A 19,339-nucleotide genomic window follows, 5' to 3' on the forward strand; every position below is an offset into this window, starting at 1 on the left:
CTACATCAACCTCCACAGCAGCACCGTATCGTTTAGAAATATCAAACGATACATTCATTATTAATAGATATTCTAAATAAAATAATCTCCATAGAATGATTTTACAGTAGTAAAAACACGCTTAAGGAGGAAAAAATGGTCATTTATAATGAGCATAATTTTTATTTTTTCCAGTTAGTGACAGAGTCGCTCACTTATATTTAGTGACTTATTCTTCCCCTCCTAAACCATTTCAGTGCCAAGGCATGTAACCCTCAAACAAGGTGTTTATTTATGTCATTTCTTCTCACCAATCCTGCGTTGGAGCAGTTGTTCAAGCGATTGCGACTTGATTACAGGATTATGGCGCCAGTGGCCGAATATCAGGGTGGCCGCTTCTCCGACACTGACAACGTCACCTACCGCAATATCCGTCAACCCGCGGAACTGGTGTGGCAGGAAAAGTCCCACTTCTCCCCCAAGGAGGTGGTACTTCCCATCACTCAGACCCTGTTTCACTTCGACAATTTGGAACTACGGGAATCGAAAGTCGATGCCAAGCCCACCCTGCTGTTCCTGCGTAGCTGCGATATTCACGCCCTGCGCCGACTGGATCAAATTTACCTTAAGAACGGCCAAAATCAGGATGTCTACTACGCGAGGCTACGCAGTAAGCTCAAGCTGGTGTTGCTGGAGTGCCGCGAGAGCTTCGAGAACTGCTTTTGCGTTTCCATGGGCAGCAATAAAACCCATGACTACGCTGCCGCCATTCGCATGAGCGACCATAACGCACGCATCGAGATAAAAGACCCAGATCTGTTGCCCTATTTTGCCGAGCTGGGAAAACCTGACGCTTTCACGCCAGAATTTGTCCAGAGCAATCCTGTCAAGGTACGTACTCCAGATAGTGTCTGTGATGATCCCAAACGTATTCGTCAAATCCTTACAGGCCATCCTATCTGGGCTGAATATGACAGCCGCTGTATCGGTTGCGGTCGCTGCACAACTTCCTGTCCTACCTGTAGCTGCTATAGCGTACACGACCTAACCTATGCCGAGAACTCACAGCAGGGCGAGCGACGCCGCCAGTGGTCAAGCTGCATGGTGGATGGTTTCAGCGACATGGCTGGTGGCCACGGTTTTCGAGTCAAGCATGGCGAGCGGTTGCGTTACCGAGCTCTGCACAAGGTTAATGACTATAAAGCCCGTCAGGGGGAGGAACACATGTGCGTTGGCTGCGGCCGCTGTGACGATCGTTGCCCTCACTACATCTCCTTTACCAACATCATCAATAAGATGACTGATGTGGTCGAACAGACCATAGAGGCTGACCAAGCACAGGGGGGGAACTGATATGTCCGACTGCCAGCAAACCACAACAATGGAACAGACAGAGTCGAAGAACCGTCTGCTCCCCAAACCCTACACCATCCAAGACATCGAACGTCACACTGAACTGGAGTGGAACTTTCGTGTTTCCCGTGACTTTGATGTCCACTATGGTCAGTTTGTTGAGGTCTCTCTACCCGCCGTCGGCGAGGCCCCCATCTCCGTCTCAGACTATGGAGATGGCTACGTGGATCTATTGATCCGTAAAGTTGGCAAAGTAACCGATGCTCTATTCACTCTTGATGTGGGTGAAAAGGTGTGGATGCGCGGCGTTCATGGCAACGGCTATCCACTGGAGAGCTATAGCAATCAGCATCTTATTGTCGTAGCTGGCGGCACAGGTGTCGCCCCTGTCAAGGGTTTGCTACGTCGTTTTAGCAAACACCCAGAGGAGGTGAAATCCCTCGACATCATCCTCGGTTTCAAAAACGAGCAGGCAGTGCTCTATCGCCACGAAATGCCTCTATGGGCCGAGCAGCAGAACCTCATCGTCACGCTAGATGAGGGCAAGGAAAGCGAGCAATTTCGCATCGGTCGGGTGACCGATTACATTGATCAGTTGGATTTAGCCGACAAGGAGGATATCCAAGTGATCGTGGTCGGCCCCCCCATAATGATCCGCTTCGTGGTACTCGCCTTCCTCAAACTCGGCATCTCCAAGGATCGCATTTGGGTCGACTACGAGCGGCGTATGGCTTGCGCAGTTGGCAAGTGTGGTCACTGCAGGATGGGTGACACCTATATCTGCATGGATGGCCCGGTCTTTCGTTTTGACCAAGCCCAGCATCTGATCGATTGAGGGAGAACATTATGAGTCTCGATATTGACATCATCAAGGCACGCGCTAATAACGAATACCGCCTCTCCAAAGTGCGCGGTGAGGCGATGATCAGCGTCCGCATTCCCGGTGGAATTATGCCCGCCCATCTACTGGCAGTCGCCCAGCAGATCGCCGAACAGTACGGCAATGGTCTGATACACCTCACTACCCGACAGAAACTGGCTATGCCCGGCATCAAGTACCGTGACATGGACAAGGTCAACGCCGCCCTGGAGCCGTTCATTAAAGAAATCGAGGTGGAGACCTGTAGCATCGAGATAGCTGATACCAAAGTGGGTTACCAGAGCATCGGCGGGCGCAACATCGTTGCCTGTCAGGGCAACACTATCTGTCAGAAGGGCAATATCGACTGTACCGGTCTGGCCCAGCGGATGGAAAAGCACCTCTATCCCAATCCCTATCACCTCAAGATGGTGATCGCTGGCTGCCCTAATGACTGTGCCAAGGCTAACATGGCCGACTTTGGCATCTTCGGTATCGCCAAAATCCACTTCAAGGCCGAGCGCTGCATTGGCTGTGGTGCCTGTATCAAGGCATGCAGTCACCACGCGGTAGATTGCCTCACCATCAAACATGGAAAGGCGGTGAAAGAGAAGAGCAAGTGCATCGGGTGTGGCGAGTGCGTGCTGGCCTGCCCGACGCTCGCCTGGCAGCGAGATCCCCAACAGCTCTACATGGTCAAGTTGGGAGGCCGTACCAGCAAGAAGACTCCTCGTACCGGCAAGCAGTTTCTCAATTGGGTAACCGAAGATGTGCTGCATGCGGTGATCAAGAACCTGTTCGAATTTGAAGCCGAGATGTTGGGTGGTAAACCCATTTACCTCCACATGGGCCATCTGATCGATCGAGCCGGTTATCACAAGTTCAAGGAACGAGTGCTATGCGGCGTCACCCTCAACCCAGAAGCCATGGTTGCCGAGCGTATCTTCTGGGCAGAAGATCAATACGTCGCCAACATGCATGTCAAAGCGATAGGAAAAACCTAGTTTTAGAAGTGGTTTATCATCGCCGACAACCGCTGGCAATCACCTCGAATGCCGGCAAGAAACCTGCGCTCAACCGCTTGATACGCCACCGCAGCGCTAGGGAAGTTTGCCTCTAGTGGACGCAGGCCCGACAATGCTGGGCTGTTCACATCGAACAGCCTACAACAGCTATCACTGGCTGATGTATAGTTCCGTTTAGCCCCTCAACACTGTTATACAAATCCGCTTCACGCCCTGAGTCACCTACAGGAGCCAAATTAAAATCCTAATCAACTGTTAAAATTTGTTATTTTTTTCGTTCAATTTTCCATATACCCCAAAATTATTTTGGGTCACCAAATTGAGTCTAAAAAACGCTTAGATTGGAAGGTGATATTGTTATCTTTAAACTGTGTTTAACCATCAACAGCATCATTCAAACGCAATCATTTCCCCCATGTATTAAAGAAAGTTAAGGCAGTTTTAACAACCGTGGCTCATGCTGATATAGCGCAATAACAATCTCAATTTGGCTATTCTCATTAGTTGCGGGATTATCAACACTCGCGCGGCCAATTTCCCATAGTTCTTTCTTACTAAGTGATGAATCCACCAACAGCGCCCCAGCGGCTGCTTTTGCATAACAACCATTCTTGCTTTCCTTCGGAGCACCATAATCTCCTTTATTAATACCTTTAATAAACCCAGCTTCACAAAGGGCAAGAAAGGCACTTCTTGGGCACCCTTTTTTCTGGGATGCGGATCGCCCCTCAAACACATACACCGCCTGTTTGCACCACTCATCACGGATATCTGATCGATTACTTTGGCGTGCTAAAACTGTAGCAACAGCAACTTCACCGTACTTATTAGCCATATTTCATCACCTGTAGTTAAGGTCTGCGCATCAATTGATATTCGCCTGACAAACTAATTTCTTAGTTACATCAAATTCAAAAATCTGGAATAAATCCCTCTTTTCGCAAAGCATGAATGACACCACGCATCAGATCTGATTTCGAAAAACCAGCGGTATAAATTCGTGATCCTGCCTCTACGGGTTGCAAAAGGCCACGATCAACTAACTTACCAATCTGATAGGTAATTTGAGCCGATTTCAATCCGGGCAAAACCTCTTTTAAATCATTGGCTTTTACCGTCCCCTGGCTAATGGTTCGCTTAAGAATTTTAGATTCCGTCTCATTGATTATCCCCCGCCCCTTGGAATACTCGAGCGCTGGATAAAGAATTTTTGAGTTTAAAAAGTGAAGATTAGAGAGCTTATCGACTTTCTTTAACTCCGCCGATATACCGGTAAGAACATACAGGCACCATTGCTCTAGCCCCTCAACAGCCCCTGTATCCGCTTCGGCCAGCATCGAGTAATAGCGTTCACGATCATTACAAAAAACCGCCGTTGGGTTTAGTACCCGCCCACTGGTTTTCACATTAAAACCGTACTTTATCAGCAAAGAATAAGTCAGCAGGCGCACCGTTCTGCCATTGCCATTACCAAATGGATGAATCCAGCCAAAACGGTGATGTGTCAGAGCCACTTTCATCAGATCATATTTTGGCGCGTCTGCACGATTCATAAACCCGACCAATTCCTGCATATAAGCCGGAACATGGATGAATTCAGGCGGCAAATGAATTGATTGAGCAATACTCACTCCATGACTACGATAGGCTCCTGGCGTTTTATCCCCTTCCCGTTCAAGCCCATTTACCGTTATGGCATGCAGTTCTCTGACAAAATACTCCGTGATATCTTCACCAGCATGCAGATGCTCATCAATAAAGTTCATAGCATGTTCAATGTTGCCAATCTCTTTCAGTTGATCCGTGGAATCCTCTGCCCCTTCAACTTTACTTTCAACGTAATCGGCTAACGTTGTATGGTTACCTTCGATTCTTGCTGAACCCAAGCTTTCCAACATATGAAAAATGCTTTTTAACTGGGCAAATAACAAAGGATGCACATCAGTTTCAAGGCGCAGGTGTCTCAGTAACTCAAGCTCGGTCAACGCATCAACCAGTGGCGAGTCGAAACTGGGGTTTAACAGTGCTAAATCATAGTGATTAAATTTAGGCATAAAGTCAGATTATCTCAAACAGATGAATGTCACTATCTTAAAAATAGATTAAAAAACACTTTATAGCCATAATGTTAACAGATTATTGTTTGTAGATTATCTCAAAAGTAACTTTATGATTATCTCAAAAAACCTATAGCGATACATCCGATTGAATATCACTGTACACCGAACTGAAATCAACACCCCCCCCCTACTACATTCACTTTGAACCATTATGTTCGGTACCATTCAAAGCAGGGCCAACCAGAGATAACAGGAGTAATCTCATGATAAACCCAGCGGAAAAGCTCAAGGCGAAGCAGCAGGAATTTATCAGTATCAGGGAGCTGATTAACCGGATATCACGGCTCCACCCTGCCATGAGTCAGGCGCAGATAGCTAACTGGCTGCTGATAGAATTGACGGATGCCAGGCCATTGACGCCATCATTTACCATGATTTGAATAACTTCATTAGGGATGGTCTGATTATCTTCGAGTTTTGCATTACACCAACAAATACGGCCCCTCTCGCATCTACAAAAATGTTTGTCCTAATTTACTACTGGTTAATTGAACAGTAGAGAATGGCTGGATATAGTGCCCTCGCAGCGGCAAAATCCGTTGCTGGGTTTAGCAGCCCGAGACAAAACAGAGCGCACAACCGCGCAGGCGGTTACTATGTGCGGGTACAGTTACACCTGTGAAAAAGCAATGGTGGGCTGGACGGGGGCATCGCAAGATGCGCCGGGTTCTCTGTTGACCGGTCTGCTAACCCCGTTCAGTCCACCACCCAAAGGGATTAGCAGCTCTTGGTGGTGGGATAAAGCCATCAACTGAGAGGTTGTCATCATGGATTCGACGACTAAAGCCCCTTGCCTTACAGCTTTTCTTCACCTGCCAGCATTACTGGCCTCCACTCTCCGGTCGGAGGTGCGCCATGTACGATAACTCGCCCCGCGAAGTGGAAGACCTCATTGATCATTGCCGTGCGCTCATTTACGCCCTCATCACACTCGAATCGCAGGAAGTGAAAGAAATACTCAGTTTTGTCCTACAACAGCAAATAGACCTGCTACACCGCATCTATCATCAAGATCTCAACGAACCTCTGGAAGCTGCGGCATAACGCCCAAAATACAAAAAGGCATCGTGAGATGCCTTTCCCGAAAGTATGCATTAGTCAATAAACAGATTGAAATCCTTACCATGTAAGACTAAAATTAACTCAACCTAAGTTAAGGTGATGTCAAGGATGGCTACATAATGGATTTTTTGCAGTTCATTGAAGCCCCGTTCTTCTCTAAGCAACGGGAGATATTACTAACCGAAGATGAGTTCAGAGAGCTTCAGCAAGTCTTGCTATTAAACCCATCTTCGGGTGCATTGATTATGGGTACCGGCGGTGTACGCAAGGTAAGATTTGCCATCGGTCAGAAAGGGAGTGCGGCATGAGTGATTTTTTCAATGATTTAATGACATCCGCGAAACAGGCTGTAGCGATTAGCCATGATGAATTAAAAGCAGGCAGAGTCACTGAGGTTGCTATCCCTAATGTAAAAGAAATCAGAAAGAAAATTGGGTACAGGCAAAAAGACTTTGCACAACTTGTTGGTGTGAGTCCTTCATTAGTTGAAGCGTGGGAGCAACATAGAAGGATTCCATCAGGTAGCTCACTTAAGCTATTGATAATGATTGATCGGCATCCCTCTTTGATTAACGAGCTTTCAGGAATTTAACCCTTTAAACTGCTCATAAAAGTGTATCTTAGCCTCAGTCTTCTGGGCCATCTGCCATAGTGGCCCGTTTTAACCTATCTTCAGAATTTGTGATACGAATTATGCCCGTTTCCCAAATCTGCCATGGATTACATTCTCACCACGTTCCAAACTATCCATATAGTCGGCATACCATTGCAGCATTTCTCTGCGGCCATCCAGATATTGAGCGTAATTATAAGTACCGCGAATACTATTTTTATCGACGTGCGCCAGTTGTGTTTCTATCCACGCAATATTGAAACCCTGCTCATGCAAGATAGTGCTCATGGTGTGGCGAAAACCGTGGCCGGTGGCTCTGCCATGGTAGCCAATACGCTTTATGACCTGATTGATACTGGCCTCACTCATTGGCTTTAAACTGTCATTACGACCAGGAAAAACTAATTTAAAGCGGCCGGTTATAGCATGCAGTTGCAATAACAACTCCAAAACCTGTTCAGATAGAGGAACCAGATGGGGGCGACGCATTTTCATTCGAATAATGGGAACTTCCCACAGACCTTTATCTAAATTGAATTCAGTCCACTCAGCAGCACGTAGCTCAATTGTTCGAACGCCAGTAAGCATGAGCAAACGGGTAGCTATTCGAGTAACAGAGCTACCGCTGTAGGCACTAAGGGATTGGAGATATTCAGGAAGCTCAGCAGCTAAAAGGTAGGGATAATGCTGATGTTTCTGAACGGATAAAGCACCTGCCAGCTCACTGACGGGGTTGTTCTCCGCCCTGCCGGTGACGATCGCATAGCGAAAAGTCTGATTGCACGCTTGACGGATTTTGCGCATTTTATCGAGGACACCACGCGCTTCTAATTTGCGCAGCGCTTCAAGCATCTCTAACGGCTTGATTTAGGCTACTGGACGATTTCCTACATAGGGGAAGATATCGTTTTCAAAAGCTTCCATCAGATCTTCGGCATAGCCTTTAGACCAGTTAGGTCGTTTGTATTCATGCCATTCCAAGGCAATAGCTTTGAATGTGTTTTCTACATTAGCCTTTTGAGCTAATTTTTCAGCTTTCTTCTCTTCGCTCGGATCGCCACCCAAAGCAACAATCTTGCGAGCTTCTTCGCGTTTCAGCCGGGCATCTGCCAAAGAGATATCAGGATAAACCCCGATAGAAAGTTTTTTCTCTTTACCCAAAACACGATACTTAAAGCGCCAGTACTTCGCGCCATTAGGCTTTACTAACAGATACAGGCCGCCGCCATCAGTGAGTTTGTATTCTTTTTCTTTGGGTTTTGCAGTATCAATCTGTCGTGCATTTAGTGGCATATGGGGCCTCTAATTTCCATTGAACGAGATGAGCCCCCTCAAAGGCCCCCAGATACCGCTTGATTTGGGTATAACTGAGTTGACTTCGATAGAACTCGTGACAGAAAAATCCAGTAATTTCAGGGAGTATAAAGGAGAAAAGGCGAATTCAGTAGAGGTGTATTGACTTGAAAATGGTACGCCCTACAGGGCTCGAACCTGTGACCTACGGCTTAGAAGGCCGTTGCTCTATCCAACTGAGCTAAGGGCGCATTTGATATTTACCGCAGCACAGAATACTGCAGGTTGTCAGTTGCGGGTTGGATTATACGGGCAGTCGCTTTCGAGTCAATGGGTTTTCGCCTTACGGTTTATCATCTGGCTATTTAATCGTTAATTAATCGTTATTATACGCCTGACAGCACGCCCCGCTTCTGACAAAATAGACTGATTCCCGCTTTTTTAATTGATGGACCCCTCCACTGATGTCAGCAAAAATTATTGATGGTAAAACGATTGCGCAGCAGGTAAGAAATGAAATTGCTGCGTTAGTACAGAAACGCCTAGCTGCGGGTAAGCGTGCTCCCGGTCTTGCCGTGGTGTTGGTTGGCGAGAATCCGGCGTCACAAATTTATGTCGCCAGTAAGCGTAAGGCCTGTGAAGAGGTCGGCTTTGTTTCCCGTTCTTATGACCTGCCGATGACCACCACTGAAGCCGAGCTGCTATCCTTGATTGATTCACTGAATGACGATAGTGAAATTGATGGAATTTTAGTACAGCTACCGCTGCCTGCCGGTATTGATAATGTCAAAGTCTTGGAGCGTATCCATCCAGATAAAGATGTCGACGGCTTCCATCCGTATAACGTTGGTCGCCTGTGCCAGCGCGCACCAAAACTACGCCCTTGTACCCCACGCGGTATCGTTACCTTACTTGAACGCTATGAGATCCCAACTTATGGGTTGAATGCGGTCGTTGTTGGGGCATCTAATATTGTTGGTCGCCCGATGAGCCTAGAGCTACTGCTAGCGGGGTGTACCACAACCGTAACGCACCGTTTCACCAAAAATCTGCGTCAGCATGTTGAAAATGCGGATTTATTGGTCGTGGCAGTCGGCAAACCTGGTTTTATTCCCGGTGAGTGGATTAAACCCGGTGCTATCGTGATTGATGTGGGCATTAACCGCCTGGAAAGTGGTAAAGTAGTCGGTGATGTAGAATTTGATGTCGCTGTTGAACGTGCGGGTTGGATTACACCGGTCCCCGGTGGGGTCGGGCCAATGACCGTTGCAACGCTGATACAAAATACCTTGCAAGCCTGCGAGGAATATCACGACATCAACGAAAATTGATAGAAAGGACAGTAATGGACATTTTTCATTTGGAAAAACACCCGCATGTCGAGCTGTGTGACTTACTCAAGTTGCAAGGTTGGAGCGACAGTGGTGCCTCAGCAAAAGCCGCCGTCGCTGATGGGCTGGTAAAAGTCGACGGAAATGTAGAAACGCGCAAGCGCTGCAAAATCGTGGCCGATCAGATTGTTGAGTTTGAAGGTATGAAAGTGCAGGTTAAAGCCTGAGCTTAATCTCCCCTGCTGGTAGCACACGGTATGGGCAAAAAAATGCGGTTACTGGTTAGCACCAGAACCGCAATTTTTTTATCTTATTGCCTAATTCGCCCGGCTATTTGCGACGCCAAGTCGTTCCTTGTGGACCATCTTCCAGCACGATGCCCAGCTCATTGAGTTGATCACGAGCAGAATCGGCCAATGCCCAATCTTTGCTGCTGCGAGCATCATTGCGTTGCTTAATCAGAGCTTCAATTTTTGCCACTTCATCGTCGTCAGTCTTCGCACCACTTTGTAAAAACAGTTCAGGATCCTGTTCCAACAAGCCCAGCACACGGGCCAGTTTGCGCAGTTCCGCTGCTAAACCATTCGCCGCAGCGATATCTTCGGTTTTCAGGCGGTTCACTTCGCGGGCGATATCAAACAACACTGAGTAGGCTTCTGGCGTATTGAAATCATCATCCATAGCGGCGCGGAAACGCGCTTCAAATTCAGCGCCACCGGCTGGGGCTGCGCTTGCATCTGTACCACGTAACGCAGTATAGAGACGCTCTAATGAAGCTCGCGCTTGTTTGAGATTTTCTTCGCTGTAATTAAGCTGGCTGCGATAGTGCCCTGACATCAGGAAATAGCGCACAGTCTCAGCATCGTAATAAGCCAGTACATCACGGATAGTGAAAAAGTTATTCAGTGATTTCGACATTTTCTCTTTATCGATCATCACCATACCGGAATGCATCCAGTAATTAACGTAGGGGCCATCATGCGCACAGGTGGATTGCGCAATTTCATTTTCATGATGTGGGAACATCAAATCTGAGCCCCCCCCATGAATGTCGAAATGTGCCCCCAACTGCTTGCCATTCATGGCAGAGCACTCAATATGCCAACCAGGGCGGCCCGGACCCCAAGGTGATTCCCAGCTAGGTTCTCCGGGTTTGGACATCTTCCATAAAACAAAATCCATCGGATTGCGTTTAACATCAGCAACTTCAACCCGTGCTCCCGCCTGCAATTGGTCCAGATCCTGACGAGACAACACGCCATAGTCAGGATCACTGTCGACAGCGAACATAACATCACCATTTGAAGCCACATAGGCGTGATCACGGGCGATCAAACGCTCAGTCAACTCAATGATTTCGGGAATATGATGCGTAGCTCGTGGTTCTAAATCTGGGCGCTCAAGATTCAGGGCATCGAAATCTTTGTGCATTTCGGCCAACATCCGCGTCGTGAGCTGCTCGCAGGTTTCATTGTTCTCAATCGCACGTTTAATGATCTTATCATCGACATCCGTGACATTACGAACATAGGTCAAAGAGTAACCTAAATAACGCAAATAACGCGCAACAACGTCGAAAGCCACAAAAGTGCGCCCATGCCCGATGTGACACAGGTCATAAATGGTGATCCCGCACACGTACATACCAATTTTACCGGCATGGATTGGCTTGAATTCCTCTTTTTGGCGACTCAGTGTATTAAAAATCTTTAGCATCGGGACATTCCGTGGTTTCTGTTTTTGCGGTACGCATGGTTTAATAGGATATCATTAGATTATGAGGCAAATCAGCCTCTGATACAGTACTTTTTCGCACATCTTGGCGGCGTTTCGAGTGCTGACTCAATCTCAGAGATATGATATAAGAGCCGTCTAAAGAGTTACGGCTCATTTGTGAGTACACTTATTACACTAGCAGGAACATTATTATGGTCACGTTTCATACTAATCATGGCGATATCGTCATCAACACCTTCGCCGATAAAGCGCCGGTTACCGTTGAAAACTTCCTGAACTACTGCCGTAAAGGTTTCTATGATAACACTATCTTCCACCGTGTTATCGATGGTTTCATGATTCAAGGCGGTGGTTTTGAGCCCGGCATGAACCAGAAGAATACTGATGCTCCTATCAAGAACGAAGCCAACAACGGTCTGAAAAACACCCGCGGCACCTTGGCAATGGCACGTACTAATGATCCGCACTCTGCCACTGCTCAGTTCTTTATTAACGTTGCAGATAACGACTTCCTGAACTTCCGTTCAGAGCGCCCAGATGGCTGGGGATACTGTGTATTCGCTGAAGTTGTTGAAGGCATGGACGTGGTTGATAAAATCAAAAACGTTTCAACTGGCCGCAGCGGTATGCATCAAGATGTGCCGAAAGAAGATGTGATCATTAAAAGCGTTACTGTTAGCGAGTAATAACGGCTTAATGAGCACGCTTTTTATCGCAGACTTGCATCTTAGTGTTCAGGAACCGGCAATCACTGCCGGTTTCCTGCATTTTATACAGCGTGAAGCTATTCATGCTGATGCCCTCTATATTCTGGGTGATTTATTTGAGTCTTGGATTGGCGACGATGACCCCGAACCTTTGTATCGGCAAGTCGCTGCTGCATTAAAATCCCTCCAGCAACAGGGTGTACCCTGCTACTTTATTCACGGCAACCGCGATTTTTTGCTCGGTAAACGCTTTGCGGCTGAAAGTGGCATGATCTTACTGCCCGAAGAAAAAGTGGTCGAATTGTATGACCGCCGCATTGTGATTTTACACGGAGATACTCTGTGTACTGATGATGCTGACTATCAACATTTTCGCCGCCGAGTGCACAACCCACTGATCCAAAAATTATTCCTGTGGCTCCCTTTGCGCTTTCGCTTGCGAATAGCAGTTTATATGCGCGGCCAAAGTCAGCAAAATAACACCGGTAAATCGCAACTGATTATGGATGTTAATCCACAGGCTGTGGTGGACACTTTTCAGCGTAATAATGTCAGTTGGATGATTCATGGACATACCCATCGCCCTGCAGTTCATACTGTAGAATTGCCAACAACAACAGCCCATCGAGTCGTTTTAGGAGCTTGGCATGTTGAAGGGTCGATGGTAAAAGTCACTAAAGAGAGCGTCGAGTTGATTAAATTCCCCTTTTAATCAGACATCGTTATAAATCACGACAGCATCCCCATAGATAAAAAAACCGGTAAATCCCGCTAAAAGCCGCGACGCAACCGTTTTCCTTGCCTTTGGCTCATGATATGCTCTACGCCCTCTTCGCCAGTCACGATTTATATCAAGTCGTTCTGGCCGACGCTTGCGCAATTACAGGAGCTTTACACCCATGGGAGCCAACCTCGATTCGGCTTATGCAGCCGGGGTTAAAATCGCTATCGTAATGGGGTCCAAGAGTGACTGGGCCACCATGCAGTTCGCCGCCGACGTGCTCACCACGCTCAATGTTCCGTTTCATGTCGAAGTTGTTTCTGCACACCGAACCCCTGACAAACTGTTCAGTTTCGCCGAACAAGCGGATGCCAATGGCTTACATGTCATTATTGCTGGCGCGGGAGGTGCAGCTCACCTGCCGGGTATGCTGGCAGCAAAAACATTGGTGCCGGTTTTAGGGGTTCCAGTACAAAGTGCCGCACTAAGTGGCGTCGATAGCCTGTATTCTATTGTGCAAATGCCGCGCGGTATTCCGGTGGGAACGCTGGCGATTGGTAAAGCAGGGGCAGCGAACGCGGCCTTACTAGCAGCTCAAATACTGGCGCTACATGACCACAAGTTAGCAGAGCGTCTAGCCGATTGGCGTAAAAGCCAAACTGACGAAGTGTTAGATAACCCAGACCCACGGGAATCAGATCTACCAATGCCGAATTCACAGGTGAAAGCATGAAACCCGTTTGCGTATTAGGCAACGGTCAGTTAGGGCGCATGCTGCGTCAAGCTGGCGAGCCTCTGGGTATTGCTGTTTATCCGGTAGGTTTGGATGCTGAACCGGAAGCCGTACCTTATCAGCACAGTGTTATCACCGCTGAGATTGAGCGCTGGCCAGAAACCGCCCTGACTCGCGAACTCGCCACACACACCGCTTTTGTTAACCGCGATATTTTCCCGCGCCTGGCTGATCGTCTGACACAAAAGCAGTTACTCGACAGCCTGAATTTGGCGACAGCGCCATGGCAATTATTGGCCAGTGCCAGCGAGTGGCCACAAGTCTTCGCCACGCTAGGTGAATTAGCCATCGTGAAACGTCGAGTCGGCGGCTATGACGGACGTGGTCAATGGCGTATACGTGCTGGCGAGCAAAACACCTTGCCTGCTGATGCTTATGGCGAATGTATTGTTGAACAAGGCATCAATTTTTCCGGCGAAGTCTCTTTGGTGGGCGCACGTAGCCATCAAGGTAAATCTGTCTTTTACCCACTCACTCATAACCTGCATGAGGATGGCATCCTACGCATGAGCGTAGCCTTGCCACAGCCAAATAGCCGTCTACAGCAGCAAGCTGAAAAGATGCTGTCAGCCATTATGGATGAGCTGAATTATGTCGGTGTGATGGCGATGGAGTGCTTTATTGTCGGGGACAGTTTACTGATCAATGAACTGGCACCACGAGTGCATAACAGCGGTCACTGGACTCAGAATGGGGCTTCTATCAACCAGTTTGAGCTGCATTTGCGCGCTATTTTAGATTTACCGTTGCCAACGCCGGTAGTGAATACCCCATCAGCCATGGTCAATCTGATTGGTACGCCAGTGAATACCGAGTGGTTATCGCTGCCATTAGTACATCTGCATTGGTATGAAAAAGAGGTGCGTGACGGGCGTAAAGTGGGTCATTTGAATTTAAATGATCCCGATGGCGCAGCACTGAGTACCGCACTGGCCGCATTAGCGCCTTTGCTGCCTACTGAATATCAGAATGCTCTACGTTGGGCACAGGCGAAGTTATAAATAAATCGCGGGCGGCAGAGGCTGCCCGCGATGCTCCTAAATTTCGTCATTGCGGAACAACGCCCGCCCCTGTAATAACCTCGCGCCTAGCCATCCGCCACAAAGAGACAGCAAGAGCGCGGCCGCCAGTGGCAATAGCCACCACATCACCCAATTAGGTTGCCACGGGAAATCAAACACTAACCGCTGTAATGCCCAGAGTGCGGCTTCTGCGCCGATGGCCGCTGCAAGACCCGCAACCAACCCCAATAGCGCAAACTCCCACCACAATGTACCTCGCAGTAAGCGTTTACTTGCTCCGAGTGTGCGATAGACCACCAGCTCCTGACGGCGCTGGCGCATGCCGACCTGCACCTGAGCCAACAGCAGCAAGGTGCCACAAATAATCACCAAAACCACCATGACTTCCAGTGCACGACTGACCTGTTGCAGCACCTGCCCGACTTGTTTCAGCATCGCGCCGATATCCAGCAAACTGAGTGTTGGGAATTGGCGATTTAATTGCGTCAGAACCTCTCCATCCCCCTGATAGCGGAAGCTGGTCAGCCAAGTTTGCGGCTGGTTATCCAGTGCGCCCGGCGGGAAAATAAAGTAAAAATTAGGACGCAGACTTTCCCAATCCACTTGGCGAATACTACTCACCGTTGCCTCAAATGATTGAGTATCGCCGCTGAATGTCAGTTTATCGCCGATTTTAATTCCTAGTCGATCAGCAATCCCCTGCTCCATCGAGACTTCATTTTCCTTCGGTGGCCACTGCCCCGCAGTCAAAATATTGTGTGCAGGTAAATCCTGCTGCCAAGTCAGATTCAACTCACGGTTAACCGCCTCGCCGCCAGGGTCGTCTTCATGTACACGCTCCGTGGCCAGTTGTTGGTTAATCTCCGTTAAACGCACCCGGACAATAGGATAGAAAGTCGACGGCGTTATTTGATGCTGTGTAAGGAACTCCGTGACTTGTGGCACCTGCTGCGGCGTGATATTTAGCAGAAAATAATTCGGGCTATCGGGTGGCAACTGTTGTTGCCAACGATCTAATAGATCGCCGCGCAGCACCAATAATAAAGCCAATAACATAAACGACAGTGAGAATGCCGCCAGTTGAGTCAGTGTCATCCAAGGTTGGCGCAATAACCGGTTGATAGCCAGCCGGAGTGACAGACGAGTGACCGTCAAGCGGCGGAGTAGCAATAAACCGCCCCAGCCAATCACCCCCAACAACAACGCCAACACCACCATACCGCCAAGAATCGCCCATAGCAGCGTGTTTCCGCCCATGAGTAAGGCCAATAACCCCACCACAACTACGATCATGGCTGGAATAAAGTAACGAAGCGGCCAAACATTAGCAGAGACATCGCGGCGCAAAACTCGCAAAGGTTGAGTCGCCAGCAGTTGCCGATAAGGGCGAATTCCCACCAGTAGCGAAATCAATACCAGCGATCCCATTGACCATACCCATGGCCATAGACCAGCCGCCGGTAATGCTGCCGGTAATACCGGGGACAATAAGCGGATTAATATTTTCTCAAACAGTAGCCCAATCACACTGCCACACAGGCCTGCCAACACCAGAACAGAGAACCACTGACCAATAATCAACCGCCGTAATGCACTGCGCCCGGCCCCCAATGTTTTCAGCACCGCCACCAGAGAGTAGCGGCTGCGGCAATAGTGCCCCATCGCCACAGCAACAGCAGCAATGGACAACAACAACGTCAATAATGCCGATAACAGCAAGAACTGTTGCGCACGTTGCAGTGATTTCCCCAACGCACCACCGGATTCTTGTAAACCATACCAGCGCTGATCAGGTGTCAGTTGCGGTGTGAGCCAATCACTAAATTGCGTAACCGCATCTGGCGGGCCTGCAAACATATAGCGATAACTTAAACGGCTCCCCGGTTGTATTGCTCCGGTTTTTTCTACATCGCTCAGATTGATCAAAATACGTGGGGCAGTTTGGAATGGATTAAACCCCGAATCTGGCTCCTGAATCACTTCACCAATGATTTTCAGGGACGTATCCCCCACTTCAAGGGTGTCACCTACCTTAACGCCCAACAGGGCTAGCAACCGTGGGGCCACCAGTGCCGTACCCGGCTCAAGTTTGACTTGAGGTGGTAAGGTTTCTAACTCGCCATACAGCGGATAGGCTAAGTCAGTGGCCTTCACATCCGCCAGCTGTGGCCGGTCACCGGCAAAGGTCATGGTCATAAACGAAAGCTGACGACTGATAACCAGCCCCTGTTTTTGCGCTTCTTGCAACCAACTTTCGGGGACGGGATGAGATGATCTCAGAACTCTATCACCTGCCAGAAAATCACGGCTCTGCTGACTCAGCCCTTGATCCATCCGATCACTAATACTGCCCAGTGCCAATACGCAAGCCACCGCCAGTGTTAATGCCAGCCAGACAATCAGCAGTGAGGGTGAGCGCCACTCACGCCAAAACCACCGCCAGATCATGCTTCCTCCCACAATTTACCGTCCTGTAAGCGCAGCCGACGCTGACAACGGCCAGCCAGTTGCACATCATGGGTGACGAGAATAAGCGTGGTGTCGTAATCCCGATTAAGGGAAAACAGCAAGTCGGCAATGCGATCGCCGGTGTGTCTATCAAGATTACCGGTGGGTTCATCGGCAAAAAGTATTTTGGGTCGGCCACTGAAAGCCCGCGCCAGCGCCACACGCTGCTGTTCACCGCCAGAAAGTTGGGCAGGAAGGTGGTGCAGGCGTTTCTCCAGCCCCACCTGTTTTAACAGTTCAATGGCGTGCACTTTACTTTCGCGCTCACTTTCGCCGCGCAACAACGCTGGAAGCTGAACGTTTTCCAATGTATTGAGTGTTGGCACCAACATAAATGACTGAAACACAAAACCGACGTTTTTTGCGCGCAACTGCGCCCGCCCTTCTTCATCCATTGCGGTCAAGGACTGGCCGAGCAGACTCACCTCACCACTACTGCCATCATCCAACCCGGCCAGAATTCCCAGCAAAGTTGATTTGCCTGAACCTGACTCACCAATAAGCGCAATTGTCTGAGCGGGTTTGACAACCAGCTCAACTCCGGTAAGGATGGAGAGCTGTTGCTCACCCTGACCGACGTGTTTATTAAGATGATGAACTTCAAGAACGTTTTCCGCTGGCATCTTCCCTTCCTATTACTGTTGGGATTATTCAGTTTGCGTGCCGCCGCAACCGACACACTTTTGATTCTCGGCGACAGTTTAAGCGCCGGCTACCGCTTGCCCATTGCCGAAGCATGGCCTTCACGGCTGGATAAAACATGGCAGGCCACGCCCTCATTGCCAAAGGTCATCAACGCCAGTATCAGTGGTGATACGGCGGCACAAGGTTTAGCTCGCCTGCCCGCGCTGCTCAAGCAACATCAGCCGCGCTGGGTATTGATTGAATTGGGTGCCAATGACGGCCTACGCGGTTTTCCAACGCAGGATATTCAACGGGATCTCACACAAATTATCAATCTGGTCAAGGAAGCGAAAGCCCAACCATTATTGATGCAAATCCGCATTCCGCCTAACTATGGCCGCCGTTATACTGAGGCCTTCACCGCAATGTATCCGCAATTGGCACAACAATTTGGCATCCCGCTTGTCCCATTCTTTATGGAACACGTTGCCGTAAAGCCTGAGTGGATGCAGGATGATGGTTTACATCCTAATGCAGAAGCGCAACCTTTTATCGCTGATTGGATGGCGCAACAACTCAAACCGTTAGTTAGTCATTAGTATGAATACTCTACCTAATAGATTTCAAAATGCAGGCAGGCGGCAAGGGAGAGAATCCCGATGAGCTTACGAAGTCAAGTGATTCGGGTGAGCGAGAACAGCCAACACACCGGCAATTTGAAAGATGAAAGGTATAACATTTGTTTAAACAAATAGATTCATTCACTAGGTAAAGTTATGCAAAAAGCAGTATTAATTACCGGTTGTTCCAGTGGTATCGGCCTGGTTGCGGCGAAAGATTTGAAAAACCGCGGTTATCGCGTACTCGCGGCCTGCCGTAAACCCGATGACGTGGTAAAAATGACGCAGATGGGTCTGGAAGGTATTGAACTGGATTTGGATGACAGTGACAGTGTCGAGCGTGCTGCGGCACAAGTTATCGAGCTGACTGGTGGACGCTTGTATGCCTTGTTCAACAACGGAGGTTTTGGCCTCTACGGACCGTTACATACCATCTCGCGCCAGCAGTTGGAGAAACAATTCTCAACCAACTTGTTTGGTACTCACCAACTGACACAGTTGCTGCTACCCGCGATGCTGCCTCACAGCGAAGGCCGCATTATTCAAACCAGTTCCGTTATGGGGTTGGTTTCAACTGCGGGTCGTGGTGCCTATGCTGCCAGTAAATACGCTCTGGAGGCTTGGTCAGATGCATTACGTATGGAACTACACGGCAGTGGAATTCAAGTCAGTCTGATTGAGCCTGGCCCGATAAGCACCCATTTTACGCAAAATGTTAACCAGGCCGAAGCCGACAAACCGGTGAACAATCCCGGCATTGCAAAACGCTTTACACTACCGCCAGAGGCTATATTACCGAAATTACGCCACGCATTGGAAAGCCCGCGTCCACAGTTACGTTATCCGGTCACCTTAGTGGCCCATGCGTTGACAGTACTGCGCCGTATATTGCCAGGTCGCATGTTAGATAAAGTCCTGCGTGGTAATTCTTGATAAGCGCCGTGAGGGTTGAAGCTACATAATCTGCCCCCA

21 protein-coding genes, 1 tRNA gene and 1 pseudogene are annotated in these 19,339 nt (G+C 48.7%); 16 read left to right on the forward strand and 7 right to left on the reverse strand.

The features are described from left to right. Positions 1-273 precede the first annotated feature (273 nt). From asrA to asrC, 3 genes are read left to right on the forward strand one after another with little or no spacing between them, the layout of a single operon-like run. A complete protein-coding gene (asrA, locus tag ACIOG0_RS15915; RefSeq protein ID WP_128451499.1) occupies positions 274-1,332 on the forward strand; it encodes an anaerobic sulfite reductase subunit AsrA in 1,059 nt (352 codons plus the stop codon). 1 nt (position 1,333) lies between these two features. Next, positions 1,334-2,167 (forward strand): anaerobic sulfite reductase subunit AsrB, encoded by an 834-nt coding sequence (gene asrB, locus ACIOG0_RS15920; RefSeq protein WP_050099025.1) that lies wholly within the window; start codon positions 1,334-1,336, stop codon positions 2,165-2,167. An 11-nt stretch (positions 2,168-2,178) separates the two neighbouring features. Beyond that, complete coding sequence (asrC, locus tag ACIOG0_RS15925; protein WP_050099027.1) at positions 2,179-3,195, forward strand: sulfite reductase subunit C; 1,017 nt, start codon at positions 2,179-2,181, stop codon at positions 3,193-3,195. Between the two features lie 451 nt (positions 3,196-3,646). Here asrC and ACIOG0_RS15930 read toward each other — a convergent pair whose 3' ends face one another. Both ACIOG0_RS15930 and ACIOG0_RS15935 read right to left on the reverse strand, forming a co-directional pair. Continuing rightward, positions 3,647-4,051, reverse strand: coding sequence for a DUF6979 family protein (locus ACIOG0_RS15930; RefSeq protein ID WP_050099029.1), 405 nt, complete (start codon positions 4,049-4,051; stop codon positions 3,647-3,649). A 76-nt stretch (positions 4,052-4,127) separates the two neighbouring features. Further along, on the reverse strand, positions 4,128-5,270 hold the full coding sequence (locus ACIOG0_RS15935; RefSeq protein WP_050099031.1) for a Fic family protein: 1,143 nt from the start codon (positions 5,268-5,270) through the stop codon (positions 4,128-4,130). A gap of 269 nt (positions 5,271-5,539) precedes the next feature. On the opposite strand from ACIOG0_RS15935, the gene ACIOG0_RS15940 reads away from it, so the two are divergent. From ACIOG0_RS15940 to nadS, 5 genes are all read left to right on the forward strand, one after another. Beyond that, positions 5,540-5,716 (forward strand): hypothetical protein, encoded by a 177-nt coding sequence (locus ACIOG0_RS15940; RefSeq protein WP_164908373.1) that lies wholly within the window; start codon positions 5,540-5,542, stop codon positions 5,714-5,716. A gap of 216 nt (positions 5,717-5,932) precedes the next feature. Then, on the forward strand, positions 5,933-6,091 hold the full coding sequence (locus tag ACIOG0_RS15945) for a hypothetical protein (protein WP_164908368.1): 159 nt from the start codon (positions 5,933-5,935) through the stop codon (positions 6,089-6,091). A gap of 100 nt (positions 6,092-6,191) precedes the next feature. Next, complete coding sequence (locus tag ACIOG0_RS15950) at positions 6,192-6,380, forward strand: hypothetical protein (RefSeq protein ID WP_164908372.1); 189 nt, start codon at positions 6,192-6,194, stop codon at positions 6,378-6,380. 137 nt (positions 6,381-6,517) lie between these two features. Next, entirely contained in the window at positions 6,518-6,706 is a 189-nt protein-coding gene (locus tag ACIOG0_RS15955) for a hypothetical protein (protein WP_186367183.1), read from the forward strand. Continuing rightward, positions 6,703-6,990 carry a NadS family protein gene (gene nadS / locus ACIOG0_RS15960; RefSeq protein WP_050099037.1) on the forward strand — a complete coding sequence of 96 codons (288 nt, stop codon included), beginning with the start codon at positions 6,703-6,705 and terminating at the stop codon, positions 6,988-6,990. The genes ACIOG0_RS15955 and nadS overlap by 4 nt, the downstream gene beginning before the upstream one ends. 99 nt (positions 6,991-7,089) lie before the next feature. Here the strand turns inward: nadS and ACIOG0_RS15965 are convergent. Continuing rightward, positions 7,090-8,304: pseudogene (locus tag ACIOG0_RS15965) on the reverse strand (tyrosine-type recombinase/integrase). A 174-nt stretch (positions 8,305-8,478) separates the two neighbouring features. Further along, a tRNA-Arg gene (locus ACIOG0_RS15970) sits at positions 8,479-8,555 on the reverse strand. A gap of 213 nt (positions 8,556-8,768) precedes the next feature. Between ACIOG0_RS15970 and folD the strand changes: the two genes are divergently transcribed. Both folD and ybcJ read left to right on the forward strand, forming a co-directional pair. Beyond that, a complete protein-coding gene (gene folD, locus ACIOG0_RS15975; RefSeq protein WP_128451497.1) occupies positions 8,769-9,635 on the forward strand; it encodes a bifunctional methylenetetrahydrofolate dehydrogenase/methenyltetrahydrofolate cyclohydrolase FolD in 867 nt (288 codons plus the stop codon). A 14-nt stretch (positions 9,636-9,649) separates the two neighbouring features. Further along, a complete protein-coding gene (gene ybcJ, locus ACIOG0_RS15980) occupies positions 9,650-9,862 on the forward strand; it encodes a ribosome-associated protein YbcJ (protein ID WP_050139875.1) in 213 nt (70 codons plus the stop codon). 103 nt (positions 9,863-9,965) lie between these two features. On the opposite strand, the gene cysS is transcribed toward ybcJ, so the two are convergent. Beyond that, on the reverse strand, positions 9,966-11,351 hold the full coding sequence (gene cysS, locus ACIOG0_RS15985; protein ID WP_050139876.1) for a cysteine--tRNA ligase: 1,386 nt from the start codon (positions 11,349-11,351) through the stop codon (positions 9,966-9,968). A gap of 212 nt (positions 11,352-11,563) precedes the next feature. On the opposite strand from cysS, the gene ppiB reads away from it, so the two are divergent. The 4 genes from ppiB (at position 11,564) to purK (ending at position 14,594) form a co-directional block, all read left to right on the forward strand. Next, complete coding sequence (ppiB, locus tag ACIOG0_RS15990) at positions 11,564-12,058, forward strand: peptidylprolyl isomerase B (RefSeq protein ID WP_050099046.1); 495 nt, start codon at positions 11,564-11,566, stop codon at positions 12,056-12,058. 10 nt (positions 12,059-12,068) lie between these two features. After that, complete coding sequence (locus tag ACIOG0_RS15995; RefSeq protein ID WP_050099049.1) at positions 12,069-12,791, forward strand: UDP-2,3-diacylglucosamine diphosphatase; 723 nt, start codon at positions 12,069-12,071, stop codon at positions 12,789-12,791. Positions 12,792-12,978: 187 nt separating this feature from the next. Continuing rightward, positions 12,979-13,533 (forward strand): 5-(carboxyamino)imidazole ribonucleotide mutase, encoded by a 555-nt coding sequence (gene purE, locus ACIOG0_RS16000; protein ID WP_050099051.1) that lies wholly within the window; start codon positions 12,979-12,981, stop codon positions 13,531-13,533. Then, positions 13,530-14,594: a 5-(carboxyamino)imidazole ribonucleotide synthase gene (purK, locus tag ACIOG0_RS16005; RefSeq protein ID WP_128451496.1), complete on the forward strand. Its 1,065-nt coding sequence runs from the start codon at positions 13,530-13,532 to the stop codon at positions 14,592-14,594. The genes purE and purK overlap by 4 nt, the downstream gene beginning before the upstream one ends. A gap of 36 nt (positions 14,595-14,630) precedes the next feature. Here purK and ybbP read toward each other — a convergent pair whose 3' ends face one another. Then, positions 14,631-17,063 carry a putative ABC transporter permease subunit YbbP gene (gene ybbP / locus ACIOG0_RS16010; RefSeq protein WP_145582050.1) on the reverse strand — a complete coding sequence of 811 codons (2,433 nt, stop codon included), beginning with the start codon at positions 17,061-17,063 and terminating at the stop codon, positions 14,631-14,633. Further along, positions 17,060-17,746 carry a putative ABC transporter ATP-binding protein YbbA gene (ybbA, locus tag ACIOG0_RS16015; protein ID WP_050099054.1) on the reverse strand — a complete coding sequence of 229 codons (687 nt, stop codon included), beginning with the start codon at positions 17,744-17,746 and terminating at the stop codon, positions 17,060-17,062. Before ybbA ends, ybbP begins: the two co-directional genes overlap by 4 nt. Between ybbA and tesA the strand changes: the two genes are divergently transcribed. Both tesA and ACIOG0_RS16025 read left to right on the forward strand, forming a co-directional pair. Continuing rightward, a complete protein-coding gene (tesA, locus tag ACIOG0_RS16020; protein ID WP_050099246.1) occupies positions 17,717-18,346 on the forward strand; it encodes a multifunctional acyl-CoA thioesterase I/protease I/lysophospholipase L1 in 630 nt (209 codons plus the stop codon). The genes ybbA and tesA overlap by 30 nt on opposite strands. Positions 18,347-18,523: 177 nt before the next feature. Further along, positions 18,524-19,300 carry an SDR family oxidoreductase gene (locus tag ACIOG0_RS16025; protein WP_050099055.1) on the forward strand — a complete coding sequence of 259 codons (777 nt, stop codon included), beginning with the start codon at positions 18,524-18,526 and terminating at the stop codon, positions 19,298-19,300. Positions 19,301-19,339 lie beyond the last annotated feature (39 nt).

This window comes from Yersinia vastinensis, from assembly GCF_044905075.1.
GTDB lineage: Bacteria > Pseudomonadota > Gammaproteobacteria > Enterobacterales > Enterobacteriaceae > Yersinia > Yersinia vastinensis.